Below are 26,652 nucleotides of genomic sequence, written 5' to 3'. Positions count from 1 at the left end.
TCAGTCTAACGATCAATTATTTAGAATAAATGGTCGGCTGTATCCCAAAGCGTTACCTGTCGGGGATGGCGGTGGAGCCGTACTTCCGCCGAGGCCGGTAATACCAAAGTTTACTCGGACGTTTTGTTCAAATACAGGGGTGTTGCCTATATTTCCAGTCTCAGGACTATTACCTTCCCAAGAACGCAGCTGTTTACTGAAGTCGAAGCCTATGTACCAACAATCTGATTCGTATTGAATTTGGGCTAGCCATTCCATTGCTACGTTTTCAGTCGTGTCATAAAAGTATTGCCCCTGAACAACCCACTTGGGACCAAAACGATACCCACCCATCAGTCCTATTTGTGAAATGCCATTTCGAGTATTAGTTTGGAGGTAGTCTTCACTATAGTTTAATGTGCTTTTTATGTACTCACGGGAAACGTATCTATAATTGGCTTGAATGTAGTCTCCACCTATTCGATATTCGAGAGCAGAATTACCAATAGATACTTGAGAACCATCCAAATCGTACTGAATCCCGCCTCGATAGAAGACTTTGTCATTGAAATTCACATCCGTTTCAACAGCCCATGCAGAATAGTTAGTTGTAACATCGTCAGAAGTTTGATTGACGTCCTTAGTACCAGGGTCTAAATAGTATATTTGCCCAAAGGAAACTGCTAAGCGTTCTCGATGTATGCTATCGAAGAATCGAGTAGAAGCTCCATAACTAAATTGATTTGCTGGAGCAATAAAGTCAACTCCGCTGTATTTGCGTGCTCGAAAAAGACCGTAATAATCGGTTTGAAGTAATGATGTGTCGTATCGATATATTCCATCTTGATTTACATCAGGAATATATAGGTATTGAACCTGAGGCTCTAAGGTTTGGGTATAGTCTTTAACAAAGGTAGTTTTTCGTTCAAACACCATTGAACCATGACTTCTAAACTGAGGTACAGTTCTAGTTACTTTTTCCTTAAGCTCTGTCATATAATCGGGCGTTACAAAATTATCTTGTTTTGCCTGATCATAGTATGTGTACATTAGCCTAGCTTCATTGGTCCAAGAGCCCCACGTGTTCGCCAAAGGTAAAGTCAGACCAGGTTCAACATGAACGCGTATTGCCGTCGGTTTGGTTTGATCATCAGAAGTGAAGTTTGAAATATGACTAACTACGTCAAAATTAAGATTCTTATACGCTTGAGGTAAGTAGTAGTTAGCTTCAAACTGAGGAGCTAGTCGAAAAGGAGCATTTGATTCTTGAAGAATTTGAAAGTCACGAGCTCTTAAAGCGGTATCCCAGTTCGCGTTTCGGTAGGTTATTGTACCTTCCTGCATCAATTGACCATCAGAACGGTTACCTAAACTAGAGTCCATATCTGTAAAATATTCAATATCAGAGACTTGAGAATAGTCAATGTTTAGACCCCAGTTAGAACTAAAACTAGTATAGTTGGTAAACTGTGTAGCCCAGCGAGCGCCCTTATCCTCGAACTTCTTATCTTTACCTAAAACTTCAGCTTGCAGTCGACCAGTACTATTTGAAGTTAAGTATCTAAAATCACCTTTAAGTTGTAACCCACGGTTTTGCATATAATTGAAAGTAGTAAGCAAATCGTAGTTTTCAGCTAGGTTCCAGTAAACAGGTAGTGCAAACTCAAAACCATTCTTAGAACCAAGTGATGCAGATGGTCGTAACACGCCGGTTTTGCGTCTGTCACCAATAGGCATCTGCATATATGGCAAATAAAAGATAGGGACGTTCTGAACTTCAACTCTTGAATTATAAAGAGTTGCGACTTCCTCGTCTGGATCAATATCAATACCAGAAGCTAAGAAACGCCATGAGTTGTCTCCTTCTGGGCATGAAGTAATCGAGCCATCTTCAATCTCATATAGCTTTTTACCAGTCTTGGAAACAAATACTGCATCGCCACGGCCTGGGGTACACAAAAATTGATATTGCGTGTTCTCAAGAGTAATTTCATCTTTATTGAGGTTGTTTGTGGCTTTGTCAGAGACTGCTCGGATCTCACCATCATTCATTACCACGTTACCTTCAGCGACAACGATATTTTCTTTTTGATGAAGTGTGACATTATCTGCGGTGATGGTTTTATTGCCTTGAACTACCACTACATCGCCTTTATATGTCGCGCGTTGTCCACTGATCGCTTCCAAAGAGTCCGCTTCTATATTGATTGGCTCTTGATTGGAATCGGAACTTTGTGCAGTATCAACAGAGCACTGCTCTGCTGGTGGCATAGTTTGCCCACTATTTTTCGATGTTTCTTCGGCATGTGCGTAAGACGCTAGCAGCGCAGCACCTATTGAGGCCGCTAGATATGTGCGGGAAAAACGTGACATCGAGTTGTACTATCCTGTTTAACTTGATTCATTCAGTTGAATTCGATTGATATTGAATCGTTTATAAGACGGTCTCTATCATAAAGGAAATTGACCTTAACGACACTAGTAGACTGCGAATCAGCGCAAAAATTCATAAATAAAGAGCACATAAATCACATGATAGGTAAAATTTTAGGCGTATTTTTCGGCATGTTATTTGGCGGACCGTTAGGTGCGCTGTTCGGTTTATTCATTGGGCACCAGTTCGACAAAGCGAGACGATTAAATCAAGGTGGTTTTGCACGAGGTGGATTTGGCGGTGCAGATCAAGCTAAACGACAAGAAGAATTTCTCACCTCTGCCTATGCTGTGATGGGGCATGTTGCCAAAGCGAAAGGACAAGTCACCAAAGAAGAGATTCAACTAGCGACCATTATGATGGATCGTATGAACCTTAATAGTGAGCAAAAAAGAGCAGCTCAAGAAGCGTTCCGCGAAGGGAAGTCGGCGGATTTTCCGTTAGAACGTATTCTTGATAAGGTCCGTATTTCGTCGGGCGGTCGTCATGATCTGCTTCAGTTCTTTTTGGAATTGCAAATTTCAGCAGCCTTTGCTGACGGAAGTGTTCACCCTGCTGAACGAGAAGTGTTGCACCGGATTGCACAAGGACTTGGCTTTTCAGCTCAGCAGTTAGAGCAGCGATTACGAATGCAAGAAGCGGCGTTCCGATTCCAACAAGGTGGTAATTTCGGTGGTGGTCACTATCAAGGTGGTCAACAATCAGGAAGTTGGCAGCAAGCGAGCAGTGCGTCGCAGCTTTCTGATGCGTATGATGTGCTTGGTGTGTCAGAAGATGCCGATGCGAAAACGCTCAAACGAGCTTATCGTAAACTGATGAATGAGCATCATCCAGATAAACTGATGGCTAAAGGCTTGCCACCTGAAATGATGAATATGGCAAAAGAAAAATCTCAAGAGATTCAAAATGCCTATGATTTAATTAAGAAGGTGAAGGGATTTAAATAATGCAGACAGACAAGGATGTACTGGACTTTTGGTTTGGTGAATTAACGCCCGCAGATTGGTTCTCAGGGGATGTGGCACTAGATAGCCTTATAGAGCAGCGCTTTTTGTCGCTGCATAATAAAGCCGCGCTCGGTGAACTGTATACGTGGCGTCAAAGCCCACAAGGACGCCTGGCTGAAATCATAGTATTAGACCAGTTTTCTCGGAATTTATATCGCGGTAAGCCTCAGTCATTTTTGTCCGACCCAATGGCGTTGGTACTCGCCCAAGAAGCGGTAGCATTAGGCGAAGATATGAAGCTAAGTGAAGAGCAACGTAGCTTCTTATACATGCCTTATATGCATAGCGAATCTTTGGTTGTTCATGAAGAGGCTGTGCGCTTGTTTAAACAAAGCGGTCTTGAAAATAACCTGGATTTTGAATATCGCCACAAAGTGATTATCGAGCGATTTGGCCGCTACCCACATCGGAATAAGATTTTAGGGCGACAATCTAGTGAGGAAGAGCTGGAATTTCTTACCCAGCCCGGCTCTAGTTTTTGAAATGTAGTAAGGTCTAGGCAAGCAAGCCTGGACCCTAATACTATTTTTCGTTTAAAGCCCAATCGTAATCGTAGTCAATTTTACCCGCAAACCCTGTTAGCTTAGGGCTGTATTTTGCCATATGAGCAATGACACCACCTTGAGCTTTGAAGTCCTCAGCAAACCAGTCGTAAATCGACGAAAGTGTTGCCTTGTCACCTTTGATGTTTACGCCCTTATTTGAGTTGATAAAAGTGCTTGCCGCCTGTTCCAGTAACGCTTCTGTATTGCTTGATGTGAATGCTTGAGGTTGCAGGTTTGGACACCCTAAACTGGCGCAGTTAACGGCGTAATGGGTTCTTGGATCATTCCAAATAGGACGAAGGATTCTATGCTCAATATCATTAAGCGTCAGCGTCTGACCTGTAATTGTAATGACATCATCTCCCCAAGGTCCAAAGCTAAATAAACCACCCAGCTTTGTAATCGATTTTATTGGGTAATTATCCAAAATTAGGTCAACGGTAATCGCATTGTAGAGGTTCACCCAGTAAGCGTATTGTTCCGCTTTATTCAGTGTTCTTGGGTCGATGGCTGCGAGTTCCGACAGATAACTTTTTAATTGCTGCTTATCGTTTGGAGAAACTCGAACGTAACGTACCAAGGTGTTATCACCTTCTACTACCAAATACTTATCAAGAAAGGCTTGCCAGCTTTGGTGTGACACGTTTTGAAGGTTTGCTTCATTACTTGAATTCCAGTAAGCCCAAAGCTCAGATTTCGGCGCGGAAAACGCAGTAAAACTAAACAATAAGAGAGAAGCCGTGAGTGCTTTAAGCAGTGTTTTGACCATAGCAACGATCCATTTTATGTAAGGCTAATCCATCAGACCTGTAAAGATGCCAAGTTATTTCAATTGAGTGAAAAAAATCCCAGCACTTGGCTGGGATTTATCAATTCGTTTTGACTTTTATTTTAGGAAGCTAGGAATGTTGGCTTCATAAGCTGCAATTTTGTCTTCGTGCTGCAACGTTAGGCCAATGTTGTCTAGACCGTTTAATAGACAGTGGCGACGGAATTCGTCAATCTCAAAGCTGTAAGACTTACCGTTAGCTGTTACTTTCATTGCTTCTAGGTCGACAGTTATTTCTGCACCTTCGTTTGCTTCGACGTATTGGAACAGTTCATCCACCTCTTGCTCCGTTAATCGAACTGGTACCATTTGGTTGTTAATAGAGTTGCCATAGAAAATATCGGCAAAACTTGGAGCGATCATTACTTGGATGCCGTAATCAGCTAGTGCCCAGGGAGCGTGTTCACGCGAAGAGCCACAGCCAAAGTTTTCACGAGCAAGTAAAATGCTAGCGCCTTGATAGCGAGGAGCATTCATGACAAATTCTGGATTGTCTTGCTCGCCTGCGTCGTCCAAGAAGCGCCAGTCGTGGAATAGGTGTTTACCAAAACCAGTGCGGGTGACTTTCTGTAAAAACTGCTTAGGGATGATGGCGTCGGTATCGACATTCGCTGCATCTAAAGGTACGACTAAGCCGGTGTGTTGTTTAAATCCTGACATGTGAGTTTCCTTCTTAGTCTAGCTCTCTGATATCAACAAAATGACCTGCGATAGCCGCTGCGGCTGCCATTGCAGGACTCACTAGATGTGTGCGACCGTCACGGCCTTGACGACCTTCAAAGTTACGGTTACTAGTAGAGGCACAGCGCTCCTGTGGGCCTAGGCGGTCATTGTTCATCGCCAGACACATTGAGCAGCCTGGCAAGCGCCATTCAAAGCCCGCTTCTTTAAAGATAGAGTCTAAGCCTTCCGCTTCAGCCTGAGCTTTTACCTGCTCTGAGCCAGGGACAATCAAAGCTTGCACATGATCTGCGACTTTACGACCTTTAGCAACAGCAGCTGCAGCACGCATATCTTCGATACGAGAGTTAGTACAAGAACCTACAAATACTTTGTCTACTGGGTAGTCTTTAAGTGATTTACCCGCTTCTAGACCCATATAAGCCAGTGCTTTTTCTGCAGATGCTTTTTCTACTGGGTCAGCAAAGCTTTCCGGTGATGGAATAGGTTGGTCAACGGCAATAACTTGGCCGGGGTTGGTGCCCCAAGTAACCTGAGGTTTAATATCGGCACCGTTTAGTGTAACGACAGCGTCAAACTTAGCATCGTCATCGGTTTTAAAGGTTTTCCAGTATTCAACGGCAGCATCCCAGTCAGCGCCTTGAGGAGCGAACTTACGGCCTTTTAAATACTCAAACGTCGTTTCATCAGGAGCGATTAGACCTGCTTTCGCACCGAGTTCGATAGCCATGTTACATACCGTCATACGACCTTCCATAGAAAGGTCAGTAATCGCTTCACCACAGAACTCAACGACGTAACCCGTACCACCTGCTGCTGTAGTTTCACCGATAATGGCTAGGACGATATCTTTTGCCGTTACACCGGGAGCCACTTTACCTTTGACTTCAATCTTCATCGCTTTAGCGCGAGATTGTTTTAGTGTCTGAGTCGCTAGGACGTGCTCTACTTCTGAGGTACCAATGCCAAATGCCAATGAACCAAATGCACCGTGAGTAGCCGTATGCGAATCACCACAAACAATGGTCATCGCTGGTAGCGTAATACCAAGCTCTGGGCCCATAACATGAACAATACCTTGGTATTTATGATTGATATCGTAAAGTGTCACCCCGAATTCTTCGCAGTTCTTGGATAGCGTTTCCATCTGGATACGTGCCATTTCACCAGAGGCGTTGATGTCTTTGGTCGTTGTCGAAACGTTGTGGTCCATCGTCGCGAAAGTCTTACCTACTTGGCGCACTTGGCGACCTTTTTCGCGCAGACCATCAAATGCTTGAGGAGATGTCACTTCATGAACCAAGTGACGATCGATATATAGGATTGGGTTTTCACCCTCCGCTTCTACGGCGACGTGTGCATCGTAGACTTTTTCGTATAGTGTTTTTGACATTGCTAAATTCCTTGCTTCTTCCGCCACGCCCCTATAGGCGCAGCGAAGGCGATGTTGTAATTATGAGTTCAATACGTAACTTGCGATCTTGTCACCCATCTCAGAGGTGCTAAGTGCTGGCTTATCGCCTGCTAGATCCGCCGTTAACTCGCCTGCAGATAGTGCCTTACTAACTGCGGCTTCGATGTCTTGCGCTGCGGCCTCTTCACCTAAGCTGTAACGAAGCATTAGCGCAGCAGAAAGAATTTGTGCTACTGGGTTAGCAATGTTTTTACCAGCGATGTCTGGTGCACTGCCGCCAGCTGGCTCGTAGAGACCGAATTGACTTTCATTAAGACTTGCTGATGGCAACATGCCCATAGAACCTGTGATCATCGCACACTCATCAGAAATGATGTCACCAAAGATGTTAGAGCAAAGCATGATGTCAAACTGAGCCGGATCTTTGATTAATTGCATGGTTGCGTTATCGATGTACATGTGGTTTAGAGTGACATCTGGGTACTCTTTTGCTACTTCTTCAACGACTTCACGCCATAGGATAGAGCTTTGTAAAACATTCGCTTTATCGATGGAGTAAACGTTTTTGTTGCGAAGACGTGCGGACTCAAAGGCAATCTTGGCAATGCGTTCAATTTCAAAACGGTGGTAGACCTCAGTATCAAACGCTTTTTCTGTCGGGCCTTCACCTTCACGACCTTTTGGCTGACCAAAGTAGATGCCACCTGTTAACTCACGAACCACTACAATATCGAAGCCTTTTGCTGAAATATCAGCACGAAGAGGTGAAAAGTCTTCTAGACCAGCGTGAATTTGCGCTGGACGTAAATTACAGAATAGTTGGAAGTGTTTGCGAAGTGGTAGAAGGGCGCCACGTTCTGGCTGGTCATTGGGTGGAAGGTGCTCCCACTTGGGACCTCCAACTGAACCGAATAGGATTGCGTTTGATTCTTCACAGCCTTTCACTGTGCTCTCTGGAAGAGGGCAACCGTGATTATCGATGGCGATACCACCTACATCGTATTCTTCACGTTCTAGTGTAATGCTGTGCTTCTCTGAAATCGCATCCAACACTTTATGTGCTTGAGCCATAACTTCTGGGCCAATACCATCACCTGGTAGAACTGCAATCTTGTAAGTACCTGCCATGGGGCTAATTTCCTTAAATGTTGTATTTACTTATATTTCTTAAGCCCCTTGAAAACTATTGTCTGGACAACAACAGCAAGGGGCTAAATTTTCCTGTGGTCTTGGGAATGAACGCTTACCTTAGACCGCTTCTACTTTTTTCTGCTTCATCTCTTCAATCTGATCAGCGCGATGAATACTATTGATAACATGAAGTAGGGCTTGACCAGAAGCTTCAACGATATCCGTTGAGACACCAGTCCCGTGATATTTGCGACCCTTGTAGTTAGCAATAATATCGGCTTGGCCCAAACCATCTTCGCCTTCACCTTTTGCAGTCAAATCAAACTTATCTAGAACAATGTCGTAACCCGTCACGCGATAGATACATTGATAAAGCGCATCAACTGGGCCGTTACCGACGGCCGCCTCGCATTTCTCTTCATCACCACATTGAATCTTGATGCTTGTCGTTGCCATGATGCTACCAGATTGAACGCTTAGATAGTTCAACTTAAAGAAGTCGTCTTCGGCACGCAAGTTCGCAAAGTGCATTAATGCTTCTAAATCGTAATCAAAGACCTGACCTTTACGATCCGCTAGCTTCAAGAAATCCTCATATAGCGTGTCTAGATTGTATTCATTCTCGTTGTAACCCATCGCATCCATATGACTCTTAACAGCAGCTCGACCAGAACGACTCGTTAGGTTCAATGCTTTGTCTTTTAGGCCAATGGATTCCGGTGTCATGATCTCGTAGGTATTTTTGTTCTTCAACATACCGTCTTGGTGAATGCCTGAAGAGTGGCTAAATGCATTCGCACCAACAATGGCTTTGTTGTCTTGAATTGGCATGTTGCATAGCTGGGAAACCAGTTTACTGGTGCGATGGATTTCTTGATGTTGCAAGCCAGTATGAACACCTAGAAGCTCTTGGCGCGTTTTAATAATCATCGCAATTTCTTCTAGAGAGCAGTTACCTGCGCGCTCACCGATACCATTGATGGTACCTTCAATTTGGCGAGCACCTGCTTGGACTGCTGCGATAGAGTTCGCCACCGACATGCCTAAGTCATCATGGCAGTGCACCGAAATAATCGCTTTGTCGATGTTAGGAACGCGATTGAAAAGGGTTTGGATGATACCACCGAATTCGTTTGGAACCGTGTAGCCTACCGTGTCTGGAATATTGATGGTACTTGCGCCAGCATCAATAGCGGCTTCGACCATACGGCAAAGATTGTCGATTGGTGTGCGTCCTGCATCTTCACAAGAGAACTCAACGTCGTCGGTATAGTTACGTGCATGTTTCACCGCTTTTACGCCCATCTCGACTACATCGTCATAACTACGACGCAATTTATCTTGAACGTGAACCGTTGAGGTAGAGATGAACGTGTGAATACGGAATGCTTCTGCGACTTTTAACGCTTCAGCGGCGGCATCAATATCTTTAGCCACTGCGCGCGACAATGCACAAACTCGACTGTTTTTGATGTGTTTAGCGATGGTTTGTACTGACTCAAAGTCACCTGGAGAGGAGATAGGGAAGCCAGCTTCAATAACATCAACACCTAGACGCTCGAGCGCATAAGCAATTTGCAGTTTCTCTTTAACTGTCAGACTTGCTGAAAGTGCTTGCTCGCCGTCACGCAATGTGGTGTCGAATATTATCACCTGATCTTTCATAGTTGCTTCCTCTTTGTACAGGTTAATCGTTTACGTCCAGTTCAATCGATATAAAAAAACCCGCTTGTCTAAGCGGGTTTTTTTAGAATTCTTAGTGGTGTTTTTCGTCCACAACCTACCCGCGCGATTTTTTCACGATAAGGAGGAGGTTCAGGAGTAGAGAAAAACGTAATGACACTGTTATGCATTCCACAAAATTAAGTTACAAGATTAGTACCGCACTCAAGCTCATGCGTCAAGGGTTAATCTGATTTTTCTTGGATATCGGATCAGTGAGCACTGCAGTCTCAGCGTTTTCAATAGTAAATTAATCAAATGATTAAATTGTGATGAATTATTGTTCTGCATAAAGCAAAGGTATCAGTCCTATAATTAATCTAGTGATTAATAATCAAGGTTAAATTATGCAGCCTGTGGAACAAGAAAAGAGAAAGGTAGGCCGCCCTAGAAAGCAAACTGACGCGCGCCAAAAGCTGCTAGAGCATGCTCGTGAACTGTTTGTTGTCATGCCATACGATAAAGTATCGACTCGCCTGATTGCGCAACGAGCGGGCGTCAACATTGCGATGATTCGTTACTACTTTGGCAACAAAGAGGGGCTCTTCGAAACCATGGTTCGTGAGACCATCGCCCCTATGAAAAACAAAATGGATGAAGTTTTTACGAAAGGCGATCATCGTAACTTGTTTGATTTTATGCGTATTTATTATCACGAAATGAATAAAGTTCCGCAGTTCCCGCGTTTAGTCGCTCAAATTATGCATATGCCTCCCTCGGCGACACAGAGACGACTGTTTGAAAAAGTGTTTGCTGATCTTGCTCGCCCAGACCATGACCTGATGTTTGGTCGACTGCAACAGGCAGGATATTTACGTGATGATATTGATCCGAAGCTTTGTAAAGTATCGTTTATATCACTCATGGTGTTTCCGTTTGTCGCGCCACCTGCCATGTTGCAACTACACGGAATCGAACTGAATGAAGCCTTTCTAGATGAGTTGCTCGAACACAACATCTCATTGCTATCACGTGCGCTGTTACGCGACCCTACTAACGACTAATCAGAATGTGACCTTATGACGTCTAAAAATAAAAAGCTGTTGTTTTTTCCTGCCTTTGCAGTTGGTGTAATTGCGCTCATTGCAGCAATAAACCTGAGACCCGATGTGCCAACGAAACCCGCTGGAGATCGTTCAAGAGTAGTTGATACCATGACTCTAACACCGCAGATGTCAGCGCCTATCGCAATTGGCTTTGGTCGAGCTGAACCGAAAGTTGAGTGGAAGGCCATCGCAGAGGTGACAGGAGCGGTGGTATACAAGCATCCGAATTTAGAAAAAGGCACCGTGGTAGCGGCGGGAACGGAAATTCTTCGTATTGACCCTTTAGATTACGAACTCAAGCTATCACAGGCGATTGCCGACCTTAAATCAAGCGAAACTCAATTGGCCCGTTTAGACCAAGAAGAGACGAACCTGAAACAAACACTATCTATTGAGATAAACCGCTTACAACTCGCGGAAAACGAATACCAGCGTCGTGTGAACCTCAATAAGCGTGGCTTAACGTCTCAGTCTGATGTCGATACTCAAAAACAAAATATGCTGTCGCAGAAAAAGTTGGTTCAAGATATTGAAAACCAATTGGCGTTGATGCCGGATGAAAGAGGTGTCTCCCAAGCTTTGGTGAAAGTGAACCAAGCGAAAGTAGATGAAGCGAAGCGCTCATTGGAAAAGACACGTATTGTTTTGCCCGTTACGATGCGTGTTTCTGAAGTGGATGCTGAGTTAAACCAAGTAGTGAACTTGCAGCAAACCATGGTTACAGCACACCTAAACGATGTGATGGAAGTAGAAGCGCAGTTGTCGATTCACGATTTGCAGCTGTTGTCGAATACCCTGAATTGGGATGAGAGCCAAAGTGGTAATGTTGAATTAGATAAGCTGCAAGCCACTGTGGAATTGAGTAGTGGAAACCTTACTGCAACGTGGCCAGCTAAAGTGGCACGTGTCAGCGAAACCGTTGATGCTAACCAAGCGACAGCAGGTGTGATTCTGGAAGTTTCTCAATTACCAAGCAACAACGGCCTTGCGGGTACGCCAGTGCTGGTCAATGGGATGTTTGTAAAAGCAACCATTGAAGGACAGAAACAACCATCTTGGCTCGTGCCTGAACGCGCATTGCACGGCGATAAAATCTATTTGATGAACGATGAAAATCGCCTTGAAATGCGTTCGGTACAAGTCTCTTACCGTAGGGATAATCAAGTGATCATCACTGGTGACCTACAGCAAGGTGAGAAAGTGATTCTGAACGATATTTTGCCCGCTATTGAAGGAATGTTAGTCCGAGAAAGCATCGACGAGGCAAGCCAATGATTCGATTTTTCTCTAAGCACCCAACTGCTGCCAATTTGCTAATGTTGGCATTGTTGATCTTGGGTATCTCGTCATTGTCGACCATAAAACGTGAAACCTTCCCGGAGTTTGATCCGCCTTATATTATGGCAGCTATCACTTATCCGGGGGCATCGCCACAGGAAGTGGAAGAGAGTCTCTGCGTACGAATGGAAGATGCCGTCGATGGCCTATCAAATATTGAAGAAACCAAATGTGAAGCGATTGAAGGTTCTGCGCGTTTAACGCTTAAACTCAATGAGCGAGCAGACATCGGCCGTATGCTGGTGGATGTGCAAACTCAAATTAATGCTATCAACGACTTTCCTGACGAGATTGAATCTCCAGTAGTTCAAGAGCTGGATTGGAATGAGCCTGTAGTAGACGTTGCTATAACAGCAGACACCAGTTGGCCAGAGCTAAAAGCGTACGCCGAGCAGCTCAAGCGCATTCTAAAGCTAGATTATGGTGTATCACTTGTCGATGTGAGCGGTTTCTCGGATCACCAATATCGTGTGGAGTTGAACACTCAAATTATGCGCCAAATGGGGCTCAGTATCAGCGATATTGCGGTGCAAATTGGTAATCAGAACATCAAGTTACCGAGTGGTAATGTTGAAACTGAAGACAAAAATTTCTTAATTCGTTTTGATGAACGACGAGTAACTCCGCAAGAGTTGGAGTCTATTGTTGTCGGTTCAAGTCCCAGCGGTGCACTTATTCGCCTGAAAGATGTAGCGACCATTACCGACCGCTTTGAGCTTGATGAGCAAAAGGTACTGTTCAACGGTAAGCCTTCTGCAGTGCTAAAGATCAGTAAAAACAAAGAAGATGATGCACTGCGTGTAAAAGAGCAGGTCACCAAATTTGTGGATGCACAGCGACTTATCGCACCAGAAGGCGTGACGTTAGAAATGACCAACGATATGTCATCGGTACTTTGGGATCGTCTGACCATGATGGTCAAAAATGGCTGGCAGGGGATCTTATTAGTCTTTGCGACGATGTGGTTGTTCTTTAGTTTCCGTTATTCGTTTTGGGTTGCCGCTGGCTTACCGGTGGCATTTCTTGGTGGTCTTTTCTTGATGGCTAACCTCGGGCTGTCGATCAATATCATGTCGCTAGTTGGGCTATTAATGGCCATCGGTATCATGATGGATGATGCTATCGTTATCGCAGAGTCGATTCAATCTCACCTTGACCGAGGACAGAGTATCGATGATGCGGTCATCAATGGAGTGAAGAAAGTCCTACCCGGTGTTATCTCCTCGTTTTTGACTACTGTGTGTATTTTCGGCAGCTTGCTCTTCCTGCAAGGAGAAATGGGGGCGGTGCTGCGTGCTGTGCCACAAGTGTTGATTTTGGTGTTGTCGCTTAGTCTGGTTGAAGCATTTTTGATTTTGCCGAATCACTTGTCTCACTCGCTGCATAAACATAATAAAGATAAGCCTCCCGTAAAGTTCAAACGCGTATTACTCGAGCGCTTTGAGCATTTTCGCAATACAACATTAGTGAATGCGGTCGACAAAGTTGTTTCCTACCGCTATGCCTTTATGGGCAGTGTCTTTGCGATGTTACTTATCTCGGTGAGCTTAATCGCTGGTGGAGTAGTGAAGTTCCACCCATTCCCTTCATTAGATGGCGATATTGCTGAAGCGAGGATCATCCTGCCACCAGGAGCTTCCTTGTCTCAAACAGAGCGTGTTGTTGATAAAATTGTAGCGTCGGCTGAAAAACTCAATAAGCAGTGGAGCGACGAAATGGAAGGTGGCGAACCACTGGTAAAACAAATTACTAGTCAGTTCAATACCAACCGTGATGCTAACGAATCAGGGCCACATATTGCTACTGTGAGACTGGATTTGCTCAGTGCTGAGCAGCGAAATACCTTGATCGATGATTTTATTGCGGCTTGGAGAGAAGATGTGGGAGAGCTTGCTGATCCGATCTCATTAGTTTTCAAGCAACCGACAATGGGGCCGGGTGGCCGTGCATTGGAAATTCGCATTAAGCATGATGACCTAGACATGCTAAAAGCGGCGTCCGTTGAGATACAGCAATACTTGAATGAGTTTGATGGTGTCAGTGGTGTCTTGGACGATATGCGTTTAGGTAAAGAAGAAATTCTGGTCAAATTACGCCCAGGTGCCGAGAGCTTTGGTGTTAATGGTCAGCTGATTGCTAGCCAGCTTCGAGCCGCGTTTTTTGGTCAAACTGCCGATGAAATTCAGGTAGGGGTGGAGAACATTAAAATTGAGGTGAAACTCAACAAGCAAGATATTGGGGATATCCAGCAGCTGGCTAATTTCCCGATTTTCCTGGCGGACGGTTCACAAGTTCCTCTGGCTTCTGTCGCTACGTTAGATTTTCAGCGTAACTATGTGCGTATCCAACGTGTTGATGGTTTGAGAACCGTGAGCGTATTTGGTGATGTTGACGCATCTAAAGCTAGCTCGACCGATATTATCAGCCAGTTCCGCGCTGAAGAAGTCAGCAAGCTACAGCAAGAATATCCAGGATTGAGATTCGACTTCGAGGGGGAAACCAAAGACAGTGCAGAAACTGGCGCGTCAATGGCAAAAGGGTTCCTATTAGGATTATTTGGCGTATTCACCATTCTGAGTTATCAGTTCAGAAGTTACCTTGAACCTTTTGTGGTTATGTTGGCGATTCCTTTAGCCTTTATTGGTGTGGTATGGGGGCACTTGCTGTTAGGACACTCAATGAGTATGCCAAGTATTATGGGATTTGTGTCGCTAGCCGGTATTGTAGTGAATGACTCGATTCTCTTGGTTCAGTACATACGTCACCATGTGGATGAAGGCGATTCAGTGCATGACTCTGTGGTTAAAGCGAGCCGTGAACGTTTTCGTGCGGTGTTCTTAACGTCAATGACTACGGCGGCAGGTTTATTGCCTCTACTTACCGAGACCAGCTTGCAAGCTCAGGTTATTCAACCGCTCGTTATTTCGATTGTGTTTGGTATTTTTGCTTCGACAGCCTTGGTGCTATTTATGATTCCATCGGCGTATGCCATATTGGCTGATTGGGGATTGGTCCACAAACACGAAGAAATCTAATTCGCGTAAATATAATATTCCTTACTTCCATTCTACAAGTTAGTGAGCTGAGTTCCTCAGCCACTAACTTTCATCATTTCTCCAATAAATCGTCACCTAATTGTCATTGTTGCTGACTACTTTTTGATCATGAGTTACTCGTTATCACAAGGAGTGAGTTATGAGAACCATTGAGCCAATTGCGCGAATGGATTTAGCCTTTTCATTGTTTTGCTTGCAGCATCGCTTTAATGCCCCGGTCGCTAAGATAAGCCGTTGGGTGTCCAGAACTGGAGATGGTCATCTTTACCTAATATTAGGATTGATGATTTGGTTTATGGACGATGTGGCAGGGCGTTTGTTCTTTGCTGCTGCGTTGCTGGCTTTCGCCATTGAGCTACCTATTTATTGGTTAACGAAGAACAGTTTTAAACGCCGCCGTCCTGAAGAGTTCTCTCATCTTCTTCAGGCCTTCATCACACCTTCTGATCGTTACAGCCTGCCTTCAGGGCATACCGCAGCGGCGTTTCTAATGGCAACAATAATCGGGCACTTCTATCCAGCTTGGTATGACGCTGCTTTGATATGGGCGTTGCTGATTGGTGCGTCACGAATTCTGCTCGGGGTTCACTTTCTTACTGATGTGGTTATTGGTGCTGTCTTAGGTGTATCCGCTGCGTATGTATCGATCAGTTACGTGCTTGAGTTAGTTTAAAAGGTGATATTGATGAAGATTCTTTACGGTGTTCAGGGAACTGGAAATGGACATATTGCCAGAGCGAGGGCTATGTCTCAGGCACTGAAGTCTCATGATGTCGAGGTAGATTTTCTATTTTCCGGACGCGACAGAGACAAGTATTTTTCCATGGAGCAATTTGGTGATTACCAAACCCGGCGGGGATTTAGTTTTGTCACCGAGGATGGCAAGGTTAATTACTTGAAAACAGTAATGGAAAATAGTTTAACCAGCTTTTTTAGTGAAGTGAGACAAATGGATGTCTCGGACTATGACTTAGTCATCAACGACTTTGAGCCAATCACGGCTTGGGCAGCGCGCTCTCAAAACGTACCAACCGTAAGCATCAGCCATCAAAATGCGTTTCTATTTGATGTACCACAAAAGGGGGCGAACTGGATTGATGACTCAGTTATCCAACATTTTGCACCTTCTCAGTATCAACTAGGTCTGCATTGGTATCATTTTGGCCAACCTATCTTACCGCCTATTGTTCATACCAACGGACATGATGTGACCTCGGAAGACTTCGTATTAATTTACCTGCCTTTTGAAAACACACAAACCATTATCGATGTGCTATTGCGCTTCGTAAATCAACGTTTTATCTGTTATCACCCTGAGATTATTGAGCAGCAACAAGTCGAAAACATTCTGATGAAGCCGCTGAGTCATGAGCAGTTTCAGCGCGATCTGCACCGTTGCCAAGGGGTAATCGCCAATGGTGGGTTTGAGTTGCCGTCTGAAGCACTGAGCTTAGGTAAGAAGCTATTGGTAAAACCACTTGATGGTCAGTTTGAACAACAAAGTAATGCCGCAACGCTAGAGAGCTTAGGGCTTGCTCAGTCCATGGACTTCCTTGATGCATCAGTCATTCGTGCTTGGTTAGATGAAAAGCAAGCTGAACGAGTAACCTATCCAGATGTTGCTAACGAGATTGCGGAGTGGCTAATAGCTGGAAACTGGGATTGTAGCCAGCAGCTACGTCATCGTTTATGGGAGAAAGTTGATTTTCCGAGCTACGCTTCCATTTAACGATCGTTTAGCCACCTTTATCACTTTAACGAAAAGCCGCATTGAGCGGCTTTTTTGCGATTAAAGCTCTGTAATACGTCGTTGTTGTATTTGCCATAAGCATCAATTCATTTTGAATGATAGACGTGATGTATCTATTATGCGAATACTTTGAAAGTGGTTCTATATGGTAGTTAGATATAGCTAATGCGTTGGAAATTTCGAAAGATATACTTACTAGTTATGGTTTTAGAAGTTGTAACGGACAAAAGTTATTAAAAATGTAATTTATCTTTTTTTATATATAATGTAACTTATTGTTGTTAATGGATAATGTATTTGTATCGATAAAATTTGGTGATTCTTTGTCAAACTTGTTGGTGTTGGGTTTGTTATTAGTAGATAGTTTGTTTTGTCCTCGAACTATGCAGAGGATTAATAGAACGTTGTAAGGTACGTAGTGGTAGCGAGTAAATAACTCCTGTTGCTAACCATTAATCCTTACTCACATATTCGAGATTGAAATTACACGAGGCTTACTAAATGTTAGACAAAAAAGATGCTATGAGCGCTATCGCTAGCTACCGCATGGAAAGCACATTACGCGGCGTAGATCTAAACCTATTGACTGTTTTCGACGCAGTGATGCAAGAGCAGAATATCACTCGCGCGGCACACAATTTGGGTATGTCGCAACCAGCAGTTAGTAATGCCGTTGCGCGCCTTAAAGTGATGTTCAACGATGAGCTATTTATGCGTCAGGGCCGTGGTATTCAACCAACACAACGTGCTCGTCAGCTGTTTGGTCCTGTGCGCCAAGCATTGCAGTTGATTCGCAATGAACTACCGAGTTCTATTTTTACACCAGAAACATCAACTCGCCTGTTCAAAATGGCAATTTGTTCTCCATGTGATATGCGTTTTGCTCCAAAAATCATGCACACTATTTCCGAGCAAGCGCCTCACGTTCAATTGCACTTGGACGCTGAAGCTGACCGTCAATTAGCAGATCGCATGCGTTATCAAGAAATTGATTTTGTCATTGATTACGCTCGTTATGATGCGCAAGGCTTCTCAAGCACAGAGATCTTCCAAGATGAACTGGTTGTAGTTGCTGCCAAGAATCACCCACGAATTCATGGTGTAGTGAGCACAGCTCAGTTAGCACATGAAAAGCACGCTAAGTTATCTAAAGTACACGGTGTTCGCAGCTTCTCTGAGCAAGCATATCGTGAACTGGAGTGCCAAGCATCTTATGAAGGAACCAGTCTAAGCAACGTGCTTTATGTGGTTGGTCAATCTGAGCTTGTGACTATCGCACCACGTTGGTTGGTAGAAAATGCGGTTAATAAAGAGCAGCTACAAGTACTTTCACTGCCATTAGAAAACACCAAAATCAGCGGCTACTTGAGTTGGCATGAGTCGAGTGAGAAAGATAAAGGTCACATCTGGTTGCGTGATCAGTTGATGGTCATCTGCGGCGAAGTTGTCGCGTTGTCATAGTCTATTACAACTTTCTAGAGCAAGCCCTGAACAGTATCTGTACAGGGCTTTTTTAGTTTTTACAGAAAGTTATTATCATTGAATGATTAAACCGATAACTATTATTGATAACTTTGATATAGGTCGGTTGCCTTTTTTACGAGCATAGGTACACTTGTGCGCTCAAAAAGCTTACATGTGTAAGCTAAAAGGTAAAGATAGAACATGGCTAATTTAGATTTCCATATTGTAAAGAAGATTCGTGACCGAATCGCACAAGGTGGCGACAAGATCGCCTTACGACATAAAATCAACAATGTGTGGCAAGGGATTAGCTGGAAGGAGTTTGGGGTAAACGTTGATGCGTTATCTCTGGCTCTACTTGGAAAAGGAATCCAACCTCAAGACAAAATCGGTATCATTTCCAATAACATGCCGAAGTGGACAATTGCTGACTTAGCAGCATTGCAAATTCGCGCGGTAACCGTGCCGCTATACCCTACAAATACCCCAGCTCAAACCAGCTATATCGTTCAGAACGCTGACGTTCGTATCTTATTCGTTGGAGAGCAAGCGCAGTATGATGCGGCTTTATCTATTTATGAAGAGTGCAGTCAGTTAGAGCTTATCGTCGCGATGAGTGATGACATCGTTCTGGCTGAAAATGATTTCAGTGTGAGCTGGCAAAGCTTTATGTCTGATGCCAGCATTGAACAACAGTCCACGCTATCAGAGCGACTAGAACAGGCCAATTACGATGATCTGCTAACGCTGATTTATACGTCTGGTACCACAGGTCAACCTAAAGGTGTAATGCTAGATTACGCTAACATCGCAGCACAGTTGAAAGGTCATGATGCAAGGTTAAGCCTTACTGATCGAGACGTATCATTGTGCTTCTTACCGCTATCACACGTGTTCGAGCGTGCTTGGACGTTCTATGTATTGTATCAAGGCGGTACCAACTGCTATCTACAAGATACAATGCAGGTTCGTGATGCATTGAGTGAGATTCGTCCTACAGTAATGAGTGCGGTGCCTCGTTTCTACGAAAAAATCTTCTCAGCTATTCATGAACGTGTTTCTAAAGCGCCCGTTCATCGCAAGATTATGTTTACCTGGGCGGTCAACATGGGTGCGAAAATGGCACAATGCCGTCAGGACAACGTTGAGCCTTCATTGATTCTTAAGAAGAGTCATGCATTGGCAGACAAGTTGGTGTTGAGTAAGTTACGTGAGCTACTAGGTGGACGTATTAACTTTATGCCTTGTGGCGGCGCTAAACTTGATGAAACCATTGGTCGCTTTTTTCAAGCCATTGGTATCAATGTCAAGCTTGGCTACGGTATGACCGAAACAACGGCAACCGTCTCGTGCTGGGACGATACTTGTTATAACCCAGACTCTATCGGTATGCCGATGCCTGGTGCGGAAGTGAAAATTGGCGAGAACAATGAAATATTAGTTCGCGGACCAATGGTTATGCGTGGCTACTATAAATTGCCGGAAGAAACCGCGCAAACGTTTGATGCCGATGGTTTCCTAAAAACTGGTGATGCGGGTCAATTTGATGAGCGAGGTAATCTGTTTATCACTGACCGTATTAAAGAGCTAATGAAAACCTCAAATGGTAAGTATATTGCCCCACAAGCGATTGAAGGTGCGATTGGTAAAGACCATTACATCGAGCAAATTGCTGTTATTGCCGATACCCGTAAATTCGTGTCGGCGCTGATCGTGCCATGTTTTGATACGTTAGAAGAGTACGCTAAAGAGCTTAATATTAAATATCATGATCGTCTTGAGCTGATTAAGCACAATGAAGTGGTTGAGATGTTTGAGAAGCGTATAACTGAACTGCAAAAAGAGCTGGCAAAGTTTGAGCAGGTGAAAAAGTTCAAGTTGCTGCCGACGGGTTTCTCTATGGATAAAGGTGAGCTGACGCCAACGCAAAAGCTTCGCCGTAAAGTGATCAACGATCGCTACCAAGATGAAATTGAAGAGATGTATCGCGATACACCAAATAAGCCACACTAAGCTCTAGCGATTAAGCTGCAGTAGTTAAAGAAAAACCCTAGCGAATAGCTAGGGTTTTTCTATTTTGGTGTTCCGGCTCTTGAACTTAGTTGTTGGCGTATAACAATTCACTGTATCTATCTAAGGTGTTGAGTCGGTTCTCAGCATTGGCTAGGAAGGTCTGCTTAGCTTTACCTGTTAACGATTTAGATTGCGGCAGTTTTACCGTTCTCGGGTTCTTATGGACGCCATTTACTAAGAATTCATAGTGAAGATGAGGTCCGGTTACACGACCTGTCCCGCCAAGTGTACCAATAGTTTGACCTTGTTTTACTCGTTGTCCGGTTTTTACGGTTCGCTTCGTCAAGTGCAAGTACTTGGTGATATACGTATTGCTGTGTTTGATGAATACATAATTACCATTGAACTGGTTATAACTGGATTTCTGGACAATACCGTCACCAGCAGCCCAAATTGGTGTACCGACTGGCGCGGCATAATCGGTGCCTCGGTGGGCGCGAACTTTTCCGGTCACTGGGTGGCGACGAGTTGGGTTAAAGTTTGATGTTACACGGCGAAAATCGAGTGGGGAACGCAAGAACGCTTTCTTCATTGCGCGACCATTTTCGTCGTAATAGTTACCCGTCTTATCGTCTAATATTGCCTTGAAGGTATCGCCTTGGTTTTTAAAAATCGCGGCGATAATTTTGCCACGGCCGATCACTTCTCCTTCCACGACTTTTTCTTGGTATAGCAATTGAAAACTGTCACCGGAGCGAATATCTAACGCGAAGTCGATATCCCAACCGAAAATACCGGCCAACTCCATAATTTGATTAGCAGTTAATCCAGCTGAAATCCCAGCGTTCCAAAAGTTAGATGAAATTTGTGCTTGTGCGTAATTGTATTGATAGTCGACCTCTTTTTTATCCCAAGTCGAGGTAAATCCGTCATCAGTACGAGTGATCTTGAACGTTTCATAGTCGTTAATCCTACGTTTTAGCTGGATAAAGTCGCTATTCTCGTCGAATCCGAATGTTAGCTTATCTCCCGGTCTCAATTTCGAGAGCTGCTGTTTAATATCGTTATTGGTATAAATTAACTCATGCAGCAAGCGTGGTGACAGTCCTAAACGTTGAAAGAGAATGGCAGCGCTTTCTCCAGAGCGAACAGTATGCTCTTCCCAATTGAGTACAACGGTTGGTGGAATGGCATCACCAATAGGAAAGGCGCTATTGTCAATCGTTAGGGCGTAATGCTTGCCGACTTCAAGTCGGTCATTCCCATCATCCAGCTCATTTACGTCTGGCAGGAACAAGGCAATAACGATTAGTGCCGTAAAAAAGGCGATGAGCGCACGGTGAAGCCAAGGCAGGCGCTTAAAAACAGATACCATGAGAGTTCAATTCAACATTATTTTTGAAATTTCCTAAACCAATTAGTCTAACTGGTTTCAAAAAACATCGCTATTCAAGTAAGATGTCCAACTATTATATTTTTGCCAAATCTGTGGGAGTGAACAAGAATGGCGAACCTTGAAGCAGCGTTGGCTGAGATCAAACGTGGTGTTGACGAGCTAATTCCAGAAGAAGAACTGATTGCTAAGTTAAAAGAGGACCGTCCTCTACGCATCAAACTGGGTGCCGATCCTACAGCACCAGATATTCACCTAGGCCACACAGTAATTTTGAATAAGTTACGTGCATTCCAAGACCTAGGTCATGATGTGACTTTCTTAATCGGTGACTTCACTGGTATGGTTGGTGACCCAACGGGCAAAAACACGACGCGTCCACCGCTAACTCGTGAAGACGTTTTGCGTAACGCTGAAACGTACAAAGAGCAAGTGTTTAAGATCCTAGATCCAGCGAAAACGACGATCGCATTTAACTCTGAGTGGCTATCAGAACTGGGTGCTGAGGGCATGATTCGCCTTGCAGCTAACCAAACTGTAGCTCGTATGCTAGAGCGTGATGACTTTAAAAAGCGCTATGGCAACAACCAGCCAATCGCAATTCATGAGTTTATGTATCCACTGCTACAAGGTTACGATTCAGTAGCGATGAAAACGGATGTAGAGCTTGGTGGTACAGACCAGAAGTTCAACCTATTAATGGGCCGTGAGCTTCAAAAATCACATGGTCAGAAACCACAGGTTGTGCTGACTATGCCGCTTCTAGTAGGTTTGGACGGCGAGAAGAAGATGTCCAAGTCTGCACACAACTACATTGGTGTCAGCGAAGCGCCGTCAGAGATGTTTGGTAAGATCATGTCTATCTCTGATGAGCTAATGTGGAGCTACTATGAGCTGCTGTCATTCCGTCCTCTAGGCGAGATTGAACAGTTCAAAGCCGATGTTGAGGGTGGCGCAAACCCTCGAGATATTAAGATTCTACTTGCGAAGGAAATCATCGCACGCTTCCATACTGAAGCGGATGCCGATGCGGCTGAGCAAGAGTTCATCAATCGTTTCCAAAAAGGTGCGATGCCGGATGAAATGCCAGAATTCGAATTCGAAGCAGGCCTTCCAATTGGTAACCTTTTAAAAGAAGCAGCACTGGTTAACTCAACATCGGATGCAATGCGCATGATTCGTCAAGGCGCAGTGAAGATCGATGGCGAGAAAGTGGAAGATACTAAGCTAGTACCAGCTGCGGGCCAAGCGGTTTACCAAGTCGGTAAACGTAAGTTTGCTCGAGTGACACTGAAATAATCGGTGATATTGTAAGCGCATTAGTTAGCTCCCTGCCTGCGCAGGGATGACATCTCTAAGATAGAGGACATGCCTAAGGTGGATGGCATGATTGAAATATTAGTGTGTGCTTGATGTGCTTTGAAAACCTCCTTCGGGAGGTTTTTTTGTATGTGTCGGACACCATTTTACATACATAAAAAAACAGACGCTTGCGCGTCTGTTTTTCTGTATTTGCTTACATCACGTCTCTAATTATAGAGACTCAGTAAATGTACGAGCGATAACGTCACGTTGTTGTTCTGGAGTTAGCGAGTTAAAACGTACTGCGTAACCAGAAACACGGATAGTTAGCTGTGGGTAGTTCTCTGGGTTAGCAACAGCGTCTTCTAGAGTTTCACGCTTAAGAACATTTACGTTTAGGTGTTGGCCACCTTCGATGCGAGGTGCAGCTTCGATTGCTACTTCGCGGCTTTCGTATTCGCCTAAGTCGCTAACAGAGATAACTTGGTCAGCTTCAAAACCAGCATTTGCTGCAACGCAACGTGCTTCGTTTTTGTCACCGTCGATCAACCAGATTGAGTTTAGTAGATCGTCATTTGCTGCTTTAGTAATTTGGATACCTTGAATCATCACTATCTCCTAATCCACTTTCAGAGTGGCATTTTTGTGGTGTTAATTTTCAATTCTTGTCGAGCTGGCTTATATATAACCCGTTATGGGTATTCTAGTATTGATTTAGATCAAAATACAACAAAAAACATTAATGAAGTTGTGGTTAATTTTTTGATTGAGGTCAATCAAACCTTTAAAAATGGTGCTTTAAAATGATATTTTAATAATTAAAAATTATTTGAATTTCCATTTTGTAGTAATAAAACAACAAAAACACCGTAAGAAGCTAGCTATCTAGGTAAAATCAATGGCTTCCATAACCAAAACTGAAAGTATAAGATCGCTAAATAACAGTTCAAAAACTGTGAACTCGATCAGGTAGTCAATCATATGAAAAAATTTATTGGTGCACATGTCTCCGCCGCTGGTGGGGTTGATAATGTGCCACAAAGGGCAAATGAAATCGGTGCGAACGCATTTGCTCTTTTTACTAAGAATCAGCGACAGTGGGTGGCAAAACCGTTGACCGAAGAGGTTATCCAACGGTTTAAATTGGAATGCCAAAAGTACGGCTTCCGTGCGGAACAAATTCTTCCACATGACTCCTATCTCATTAACTTAGGTGCGCCGGAGTTGGATAAACTTGAAAAGTCTCGAGCTGCTTTTATCGATGAGATGGAGCGGTGCCAACAATTGGGGCTTACACTACTTAACTTTCATCCGGGCAGTCATTTAAAAAAGTTGTCTGAAAGTGATTGTTTAGACCGTATTGCCGAGTCCATTAACTTAGCGCATCAAGAAGTACCGGATGTCATCGCGGTCATTGAAAACACCGCAGGTCAGGGCACTAACCTTGGCTGGCGCTTCGAACACTTAGCTCACATCATTGATAAGGTAGACGATAAATCGAGGGTCGGCGTATGTCTTGATACCTGTCATACCTTTACTGCTGGCTACGACTTACGAACTAAAGAGGCATGCGAGCACACATTTGCAGAGTTTGACCGAATTGTTGGCATGCACTATTTGCGAGCCATGCACCTTAATGATTCAAAGATCCCGTTGGGAGGTAAGGTTGATAGGCATCACTCGCTTGGTAAAGGAGAGATTGGATGGGCGTGCTTTGAGTACATCATGCAAGATCAACGATTTGATTCTATCCCACTGATTTTAGAAACAATAGAGCCCACTATTTGGCCTGATGAGATCCAACAATTGAGACATTTTTCAATAAATTGCTGATTTTTTCGTGTGCTACATGGCATTTTGGCATCTTTCTTTCATACTATGTTACATGTATGTTGCATAAATGTGTGATTCGATAAGGTAGGTGCCATTATGACTCGTCCAGTAACTCCTAGACCAAATGCTACGCGTTCTACTCGCTTTCCGACCCCAAACCGACATATTCATGGTCAAGGTCATTACCGAACACCGCAAATAAAGCATCCTAATCATTGAGCGATAAATAATATAATAAGCACTGCCTCTGGCGAGGAAAAGTGCATGGCGACACGCCAAATTGACAGTAGTGGTGACCCTTCGTTGAGTGATAGACTACCTGAAGTATTCATCTTCAGGGACCCACAATGACAACACTCACATGGCACGACGTAATCGGTAATGAAAAGCAACAAGAGTACTTTCAACAGACCATGGCGTATGTTGAAGCACAGCGTACTCAAGGGAAGGCGATTTTCCCTCCTGCTCAAGATGTATTTAATGCATTTAGATTTACTGAGTTCTCGGATGTGAATGTGGTGATGTTGGGGCAAGATCCCTATCACGGACCTAATCAGGCTCACGGACTTTGTTTTTCCGTCTTACCAGGCGTAAAGACACCACCTTCTTTGGTCAATATGTATAAAGAGCTCGCTCAAGATATTGAGGGTTTTGAGATACCTGCGCATGGTTATCTGAAGAGCTGGGCAGAGCAAGGTGTGTTGATGTTAAACACGGTGTTGACTGTGGAGCAAGGGCAGGCACATTCTCATGCTAAATTAGGTTGGGAGACATTTACTGACCGAGTTATAGAAGCTTTGAATCAGAACGGTGAAGGCATTGTCTTCCTGCTATGGGGTTCGCATGCTCAAAAGAAAGGTAAGATGATAGACCGTAGTAAACATCACGTATTGACTGCACCTCATCCTTCCCCATTGTCTGCACATAGAGGCTTCTTCGGTAGCGGCCACTTTTCTAAAACAAATCAAATACTTCAAAGTATGGGTAAGCGACCTGTTGATTGGCAACCACGACTAGATTAAGCAATCTTAGTCAATTGGTGGTTTTTCGAGCATCCTCAAAACATGATCCTACTTTCTCTTATACACTTACAAAGAGTATGGAAAATTAGGGAGAAGGATCATGATGATCGAAAGGATTAGACGGGAGCATGGTTATATGGTGCGATTGCTCGCGATTTTAAATCGAAAATTGCACTTACTAGAAAAAGAGCAGCCAATTAACTACAGTATCGTCAAAGAGATTGTCGATTACTTAGCCAATCATTCTGAAAAAATACATCACCCCAAAGAAGACATTCTCTATCACTACTTTATCGAAAAATACGGTGCTCAAGAACAAGTAGAGAACCTTGAGACAGACCATCTAGATCTATCAGAGAAGACGCATGCTTTTCTAGATGTTGTCGAGATGATTCTCCAAGACTCAGTGGTGCCTCAAGAAGTATTCATGGGGCGTTTATCGGAGTTCATTCAAGACCAAAAACGCCACCTTGATTTGGAAGAACAATCTGTGCTGCCTTTGATAGAAAAACGGTTTACTACCCAAGATTGGCAAGTAGTAGAAAGCCAATGGACGGTGACCGAAGACGATCCGGTCTTTGGTGATACTATAGCTGACCGTTACAAACAGCTAGCCGCTCGCGTCAGACAAAATGATGTCGAAAGTGTTTAGTTTTGACATTTGAAAACGAAAGAACAATAAAAAACCCAAGC

21 protein-coding genes are annotated in these 26,652 nt (G+C 43.9%); 13 read left to right on the top strand and 8 right to left on the bottom strand.

The features are described 5' to 3' along the window. Positions 1–12 precede the first annotated feature (12 nt). Complete coding sequence (lptD, locus tag L2W36_RS01400) at positions 13–2,352, bottom strand: LPS assembly protein LptD (RefSeq protein WP_236109147.1); 2,340 nt, start codon at positions 2,350–2,352, stop codon at positions 13–15. 159 nt (positions 2,353–2,511) lie between these two features. On the opposite strand from lptD, the gene djlA reads away from it, so the two are divergent. Beyond that, positions 2,512–3,360, top strand: a complete 849-nt coding sequence (gene djlA / locus L2W36_RS01395; RefSeq protein ID WP_038229178.1) for a co-chaperone DjlA — start codon at positions 2,512–2,514, stop codon at positions 3,358–3,360. Continuing rightward, positions 3,360–3,902, top strand: coding sequence for a DUF924 family protein (locus L2W36_RS01390; protein ID WP_124940635.1), 543 nt, complete (start codon positions 3,360–3,362; stop codon positions 3,900–3,902). Before djlA ends, L2W36_RS01390 begins: the two co-directional genes overlap by 1 nt. Before the next feature lie 40 nt (positions 3,903–3,942). Here the strand turns inward: L2W36_RS01390 and L2W36_RS01385 are convergent, their stop codons facing one another. From L2W36_RS01385 to leuA, 5 genes are all read right to left on the bottom strand, one after another. Next, positions 3,943–4,734 carry a DUF547 domain-containing protein gene (locus L2W36_RS01385; RefSeq protein WP_124940636.1) on the bottom strand — a complete coding sequence of 264 codons (792 nt, stop codon included), beginning with the start codon at positions 4,732–4,734 and terminating at the stop codon, positions 3,943–3,945. Between the two features lie 117 nt (positions 4,735–4,851). Further along, positions 4,852–5,454 (bottom strand): 3-isopropylmalate dehydratase small subunit, encoded by a 603-nt coding sequence (gene leuD, locus L2W36_RS01380; protein ID WP_006074847.1) that lies wholly within the window; start codon positions 5,452–5,454, stop codon positions 4,852–4,854. A gap of 13 nt (positions 5,455–5,467) precedes the next feature. Continuing rightward, the gene (gene leuC, locus L2W36_RS01375; protein WP_124940637.1) at positions 5,468–6,868 is read right to left on the bottom strand and encodes a 3-isopropylmalate dehydratase large subunit; all 1,401 of its coding nucleotides are present in this window, start codon (positions 6,866–6,868) and stop codon (positions 5,468–5,470) included. A gap of 60 nt (positions 6,869–6,928) precedes the next feature. Beyond that, complete coding sequence (gene leuB / locus L2W36_RS01370; protein ID WP_124940638.1) at positions 6,929–8,017, bottom strand: 3-isopropylmalate dehydrogenase; 1,089 nt, start codon at positions 8,015–8,017, stop codon at positions 6,929–6,931. 120 nt (positions 8,018–8,137) lie between these two features. Continuing rightward, positions 8,138–9,685 carry a 2-isopropylmalate synthase gene (gene leuA, locus L2W36_RS01365; RefSeq protein WP_006074850.1) on the bottom strand — a complete coding sequence of 516 codons (1,548 nt, stop codon included), beginning with the start codon at positions 9,683–9,685 and terminating at the stop codon, positions 8,138–8,140. Between the two features lie 404 nt (positions 9,686–10,089). Here leuA and L2W36_RS01360 point away from each other — a divergent pair, with 404 nt between their 5' ends. The 7 genes from L2W36_RS01360 to L2W36_RS01330 all read left to right on the top strand — a co-directional run bounded on the left by L2W36_RS01360 (position 10,090) and on the right by L2W36_RS01330 (position 20,409). Next, on the top strand, positions 10,090–10,746 hold the full coding sequence (locus L2W36_RS01360; RefSeq protein ID WP_236109146.1) for a TetR/AcrR family transcriptional regulator: 657 nt from the start codon (positions 10,090–10,092) through the stop codon (positions 10,744–10,746). A gap of 15 nt (positions 10,747–10,761) precedes the next feature. Further along, complete coding sequence (locus L2W36_RS01355) at positions 10,762–12,063, top strand: efflux RND transporter periplasmic adaptor subunit (RefSeq protein ID WP_236109145.1); 1,302 nt, start codon at positions 10,762–10,764, stop codon at positions 12,061–12,063. Beyond that, on the top strand, positions 12,060–15,161 hold the full coding sequence (locus L2W36_RS01350) for an efflux RND transporter permease subunit (RefSeq protein ID WP_063605953.1): 3,102 nt from the start codon (positions 12,060–12,062) through the stop codon (positions 15,159–15,161). The genes L2W36_RS01355 and L2W36_RS01350 overlap by 4 nt, the downstream gene beginning before the upstream one ends. Before the next feature lie 160 nt (positions 15,162–15,321). After that, positions 15,322–15,855, top strand: a complete 534-nt coding sequence (locus L2W36_RS01345; protein ID WP_236109144.1) for a phosphatase PAP2 family protein — start codon at positions 15,322–15,324, stop codon at positions 15,853–15,855. A gap of 12 nt (positions 15,856–15,867) precedes the next feature. Beyond that, positions 15,868–16,911, top strand: coding sequence for an MJ1255/VC2487 family glycosyltransferase (locus L2W36_RS01340; protein ID WP_236109143.1), 1,044 nt, complete (start codon positions 15,868–15,870; stop codon positions 16,909–16,911). A gap of 522 nt (positions 16,912–17,433) precedes the next feature. Continuing rightward, positions 17,434–18,393 carry a transcriptional regulator LeuO gene (gene leuO / locus L2W36_RS01335; RefSeq protein ID WP_006074856.1) on the top strand — a complete coding sequence of 320 codons (960 nt, stop codon included), beginning with the start codon at positions 17,434–17,436 and terminating at the stop codon, positions 18,391–18,393. A gap of 204 nt (positions 18,394–18,597) precedes the next feature. Then, positions 18,598–20,409: an AMP-dependent synthetase/ligase gene (locus L2W36_RS01330; RefSeq protein ID WP_038229195.1), complete on the top strand. Its 1,812-nt coding sequence runs from the start codon at positions 18,598–18,600 to the stop codon at positions 20,407–20,409. Positions 20,410–20,494: 85 nt separating this feature from the next. On the opposite strand, the gene L2W36_RS01325 is transcribed toward L2W36_RS01330, so the two are convergent. Continuing rightward, positions 20,495–21,784 carry a peptidoglycan DD-metalloendopeptidase family protein gene (locus L2W36_RS01325; protein WP_236109142.1) on the bottom strand — a complete coding sequence of 430 codons (1,290 nt, stop codon included), beginning with the start codon at positions 21,782–21,784 and terminating at the stop codon, positions 20,495–20,497. A 129-nt stretch (positions 21,785–21,913) separates the two neighbouring features. Between L2W36_RS01325 and tyrS the strand changes: the two genes are divergently transcribed. Further along, on the top strand, positions 21,914–23,101 hold the full coding sequence (tyrS, locus tag L2W36_RS01320) for a tyrosine--tRNA ligase (protein ID WP_062456773.1): 1,188 nt from the start codon (positions 21,914–21,916) through the stop codon (positions 23,099–23,101). A 234-nt stretch (positions 23,102–23,335) separates the two neighbouring features. Here the strand turns inward: tyrS and grcA are convergent, their stop codons facing one another. Continuing rightward, on the bottom strand, positions 23,336–23,713 hold the full coding sequence (gene grcA, locus L2W36_RS01315) for an autonomous glycyl radical cofactor GrcA (RefSeq protein ID WP_031494358.1): 378 nt from the start codon (positions 23,711–23,713) through the stop codon (positions 23,336–23,338). 372 nt (positions 23,714–24,085) lie between these two features. On the opposite strand from grcA, the gene nfo reads away from it, so the two are divergent. The 3 genes from nfo (at position 24,086) to L2W36_RS01300 (ending at position 26,611) form a co-directional block, all read left to right on the top strand. Next, entirely contained in the window at positions 24,086–24,937 is an 852-nt protein-coding gene (gene nfo, locus L2W36_RS01310; RefSeq protein WP_236109141.1) for a deoxyribonuclease IV, read from the top strand. A gap of 347 nt (positions 24,938–25,284) precedes the next feature. Continuing rightward, positions 25,285–25,959, top strand: a complete 675-nt coding sequence (gene ung, locus L2W36_RS01305) for a uracil-DNA glycosylase (RefSeq protein ID WP_096441801.1) — start codon at positions 25,285–25,287, stop codon at positions 25,957–25,959. Between the two features lie 100 nt (positions 25,960–26,059). Next, the gene (locus L2W36_RS01300) at positions 26,060–26,611 is read left to right on the top strand and encodes a hemerythrin domain-containing protein (RefSeq protein WP_006075429.1); all 552 of its coding nucleotides are present in this window, start codon (positions 26,060–26,062) and stop codon (positions 26,609–26,611) included. Positions 26,612–26,652 lie beyond the last annotated feature (41 nt).

The sequence above is a fragment of the Vibrio sp. McD22-P3 genome (genome assembly GCF_021568915.1).
GTDB lineage: Bacteria > Pseudomonadota > Gammaproteobacteria > Enterobacterales > Vibrionaceae > Vibrio > Vibrio mediterranei.
This window is presented reverse-complemented; position numbering and strand designations above follow the sequence as displayed.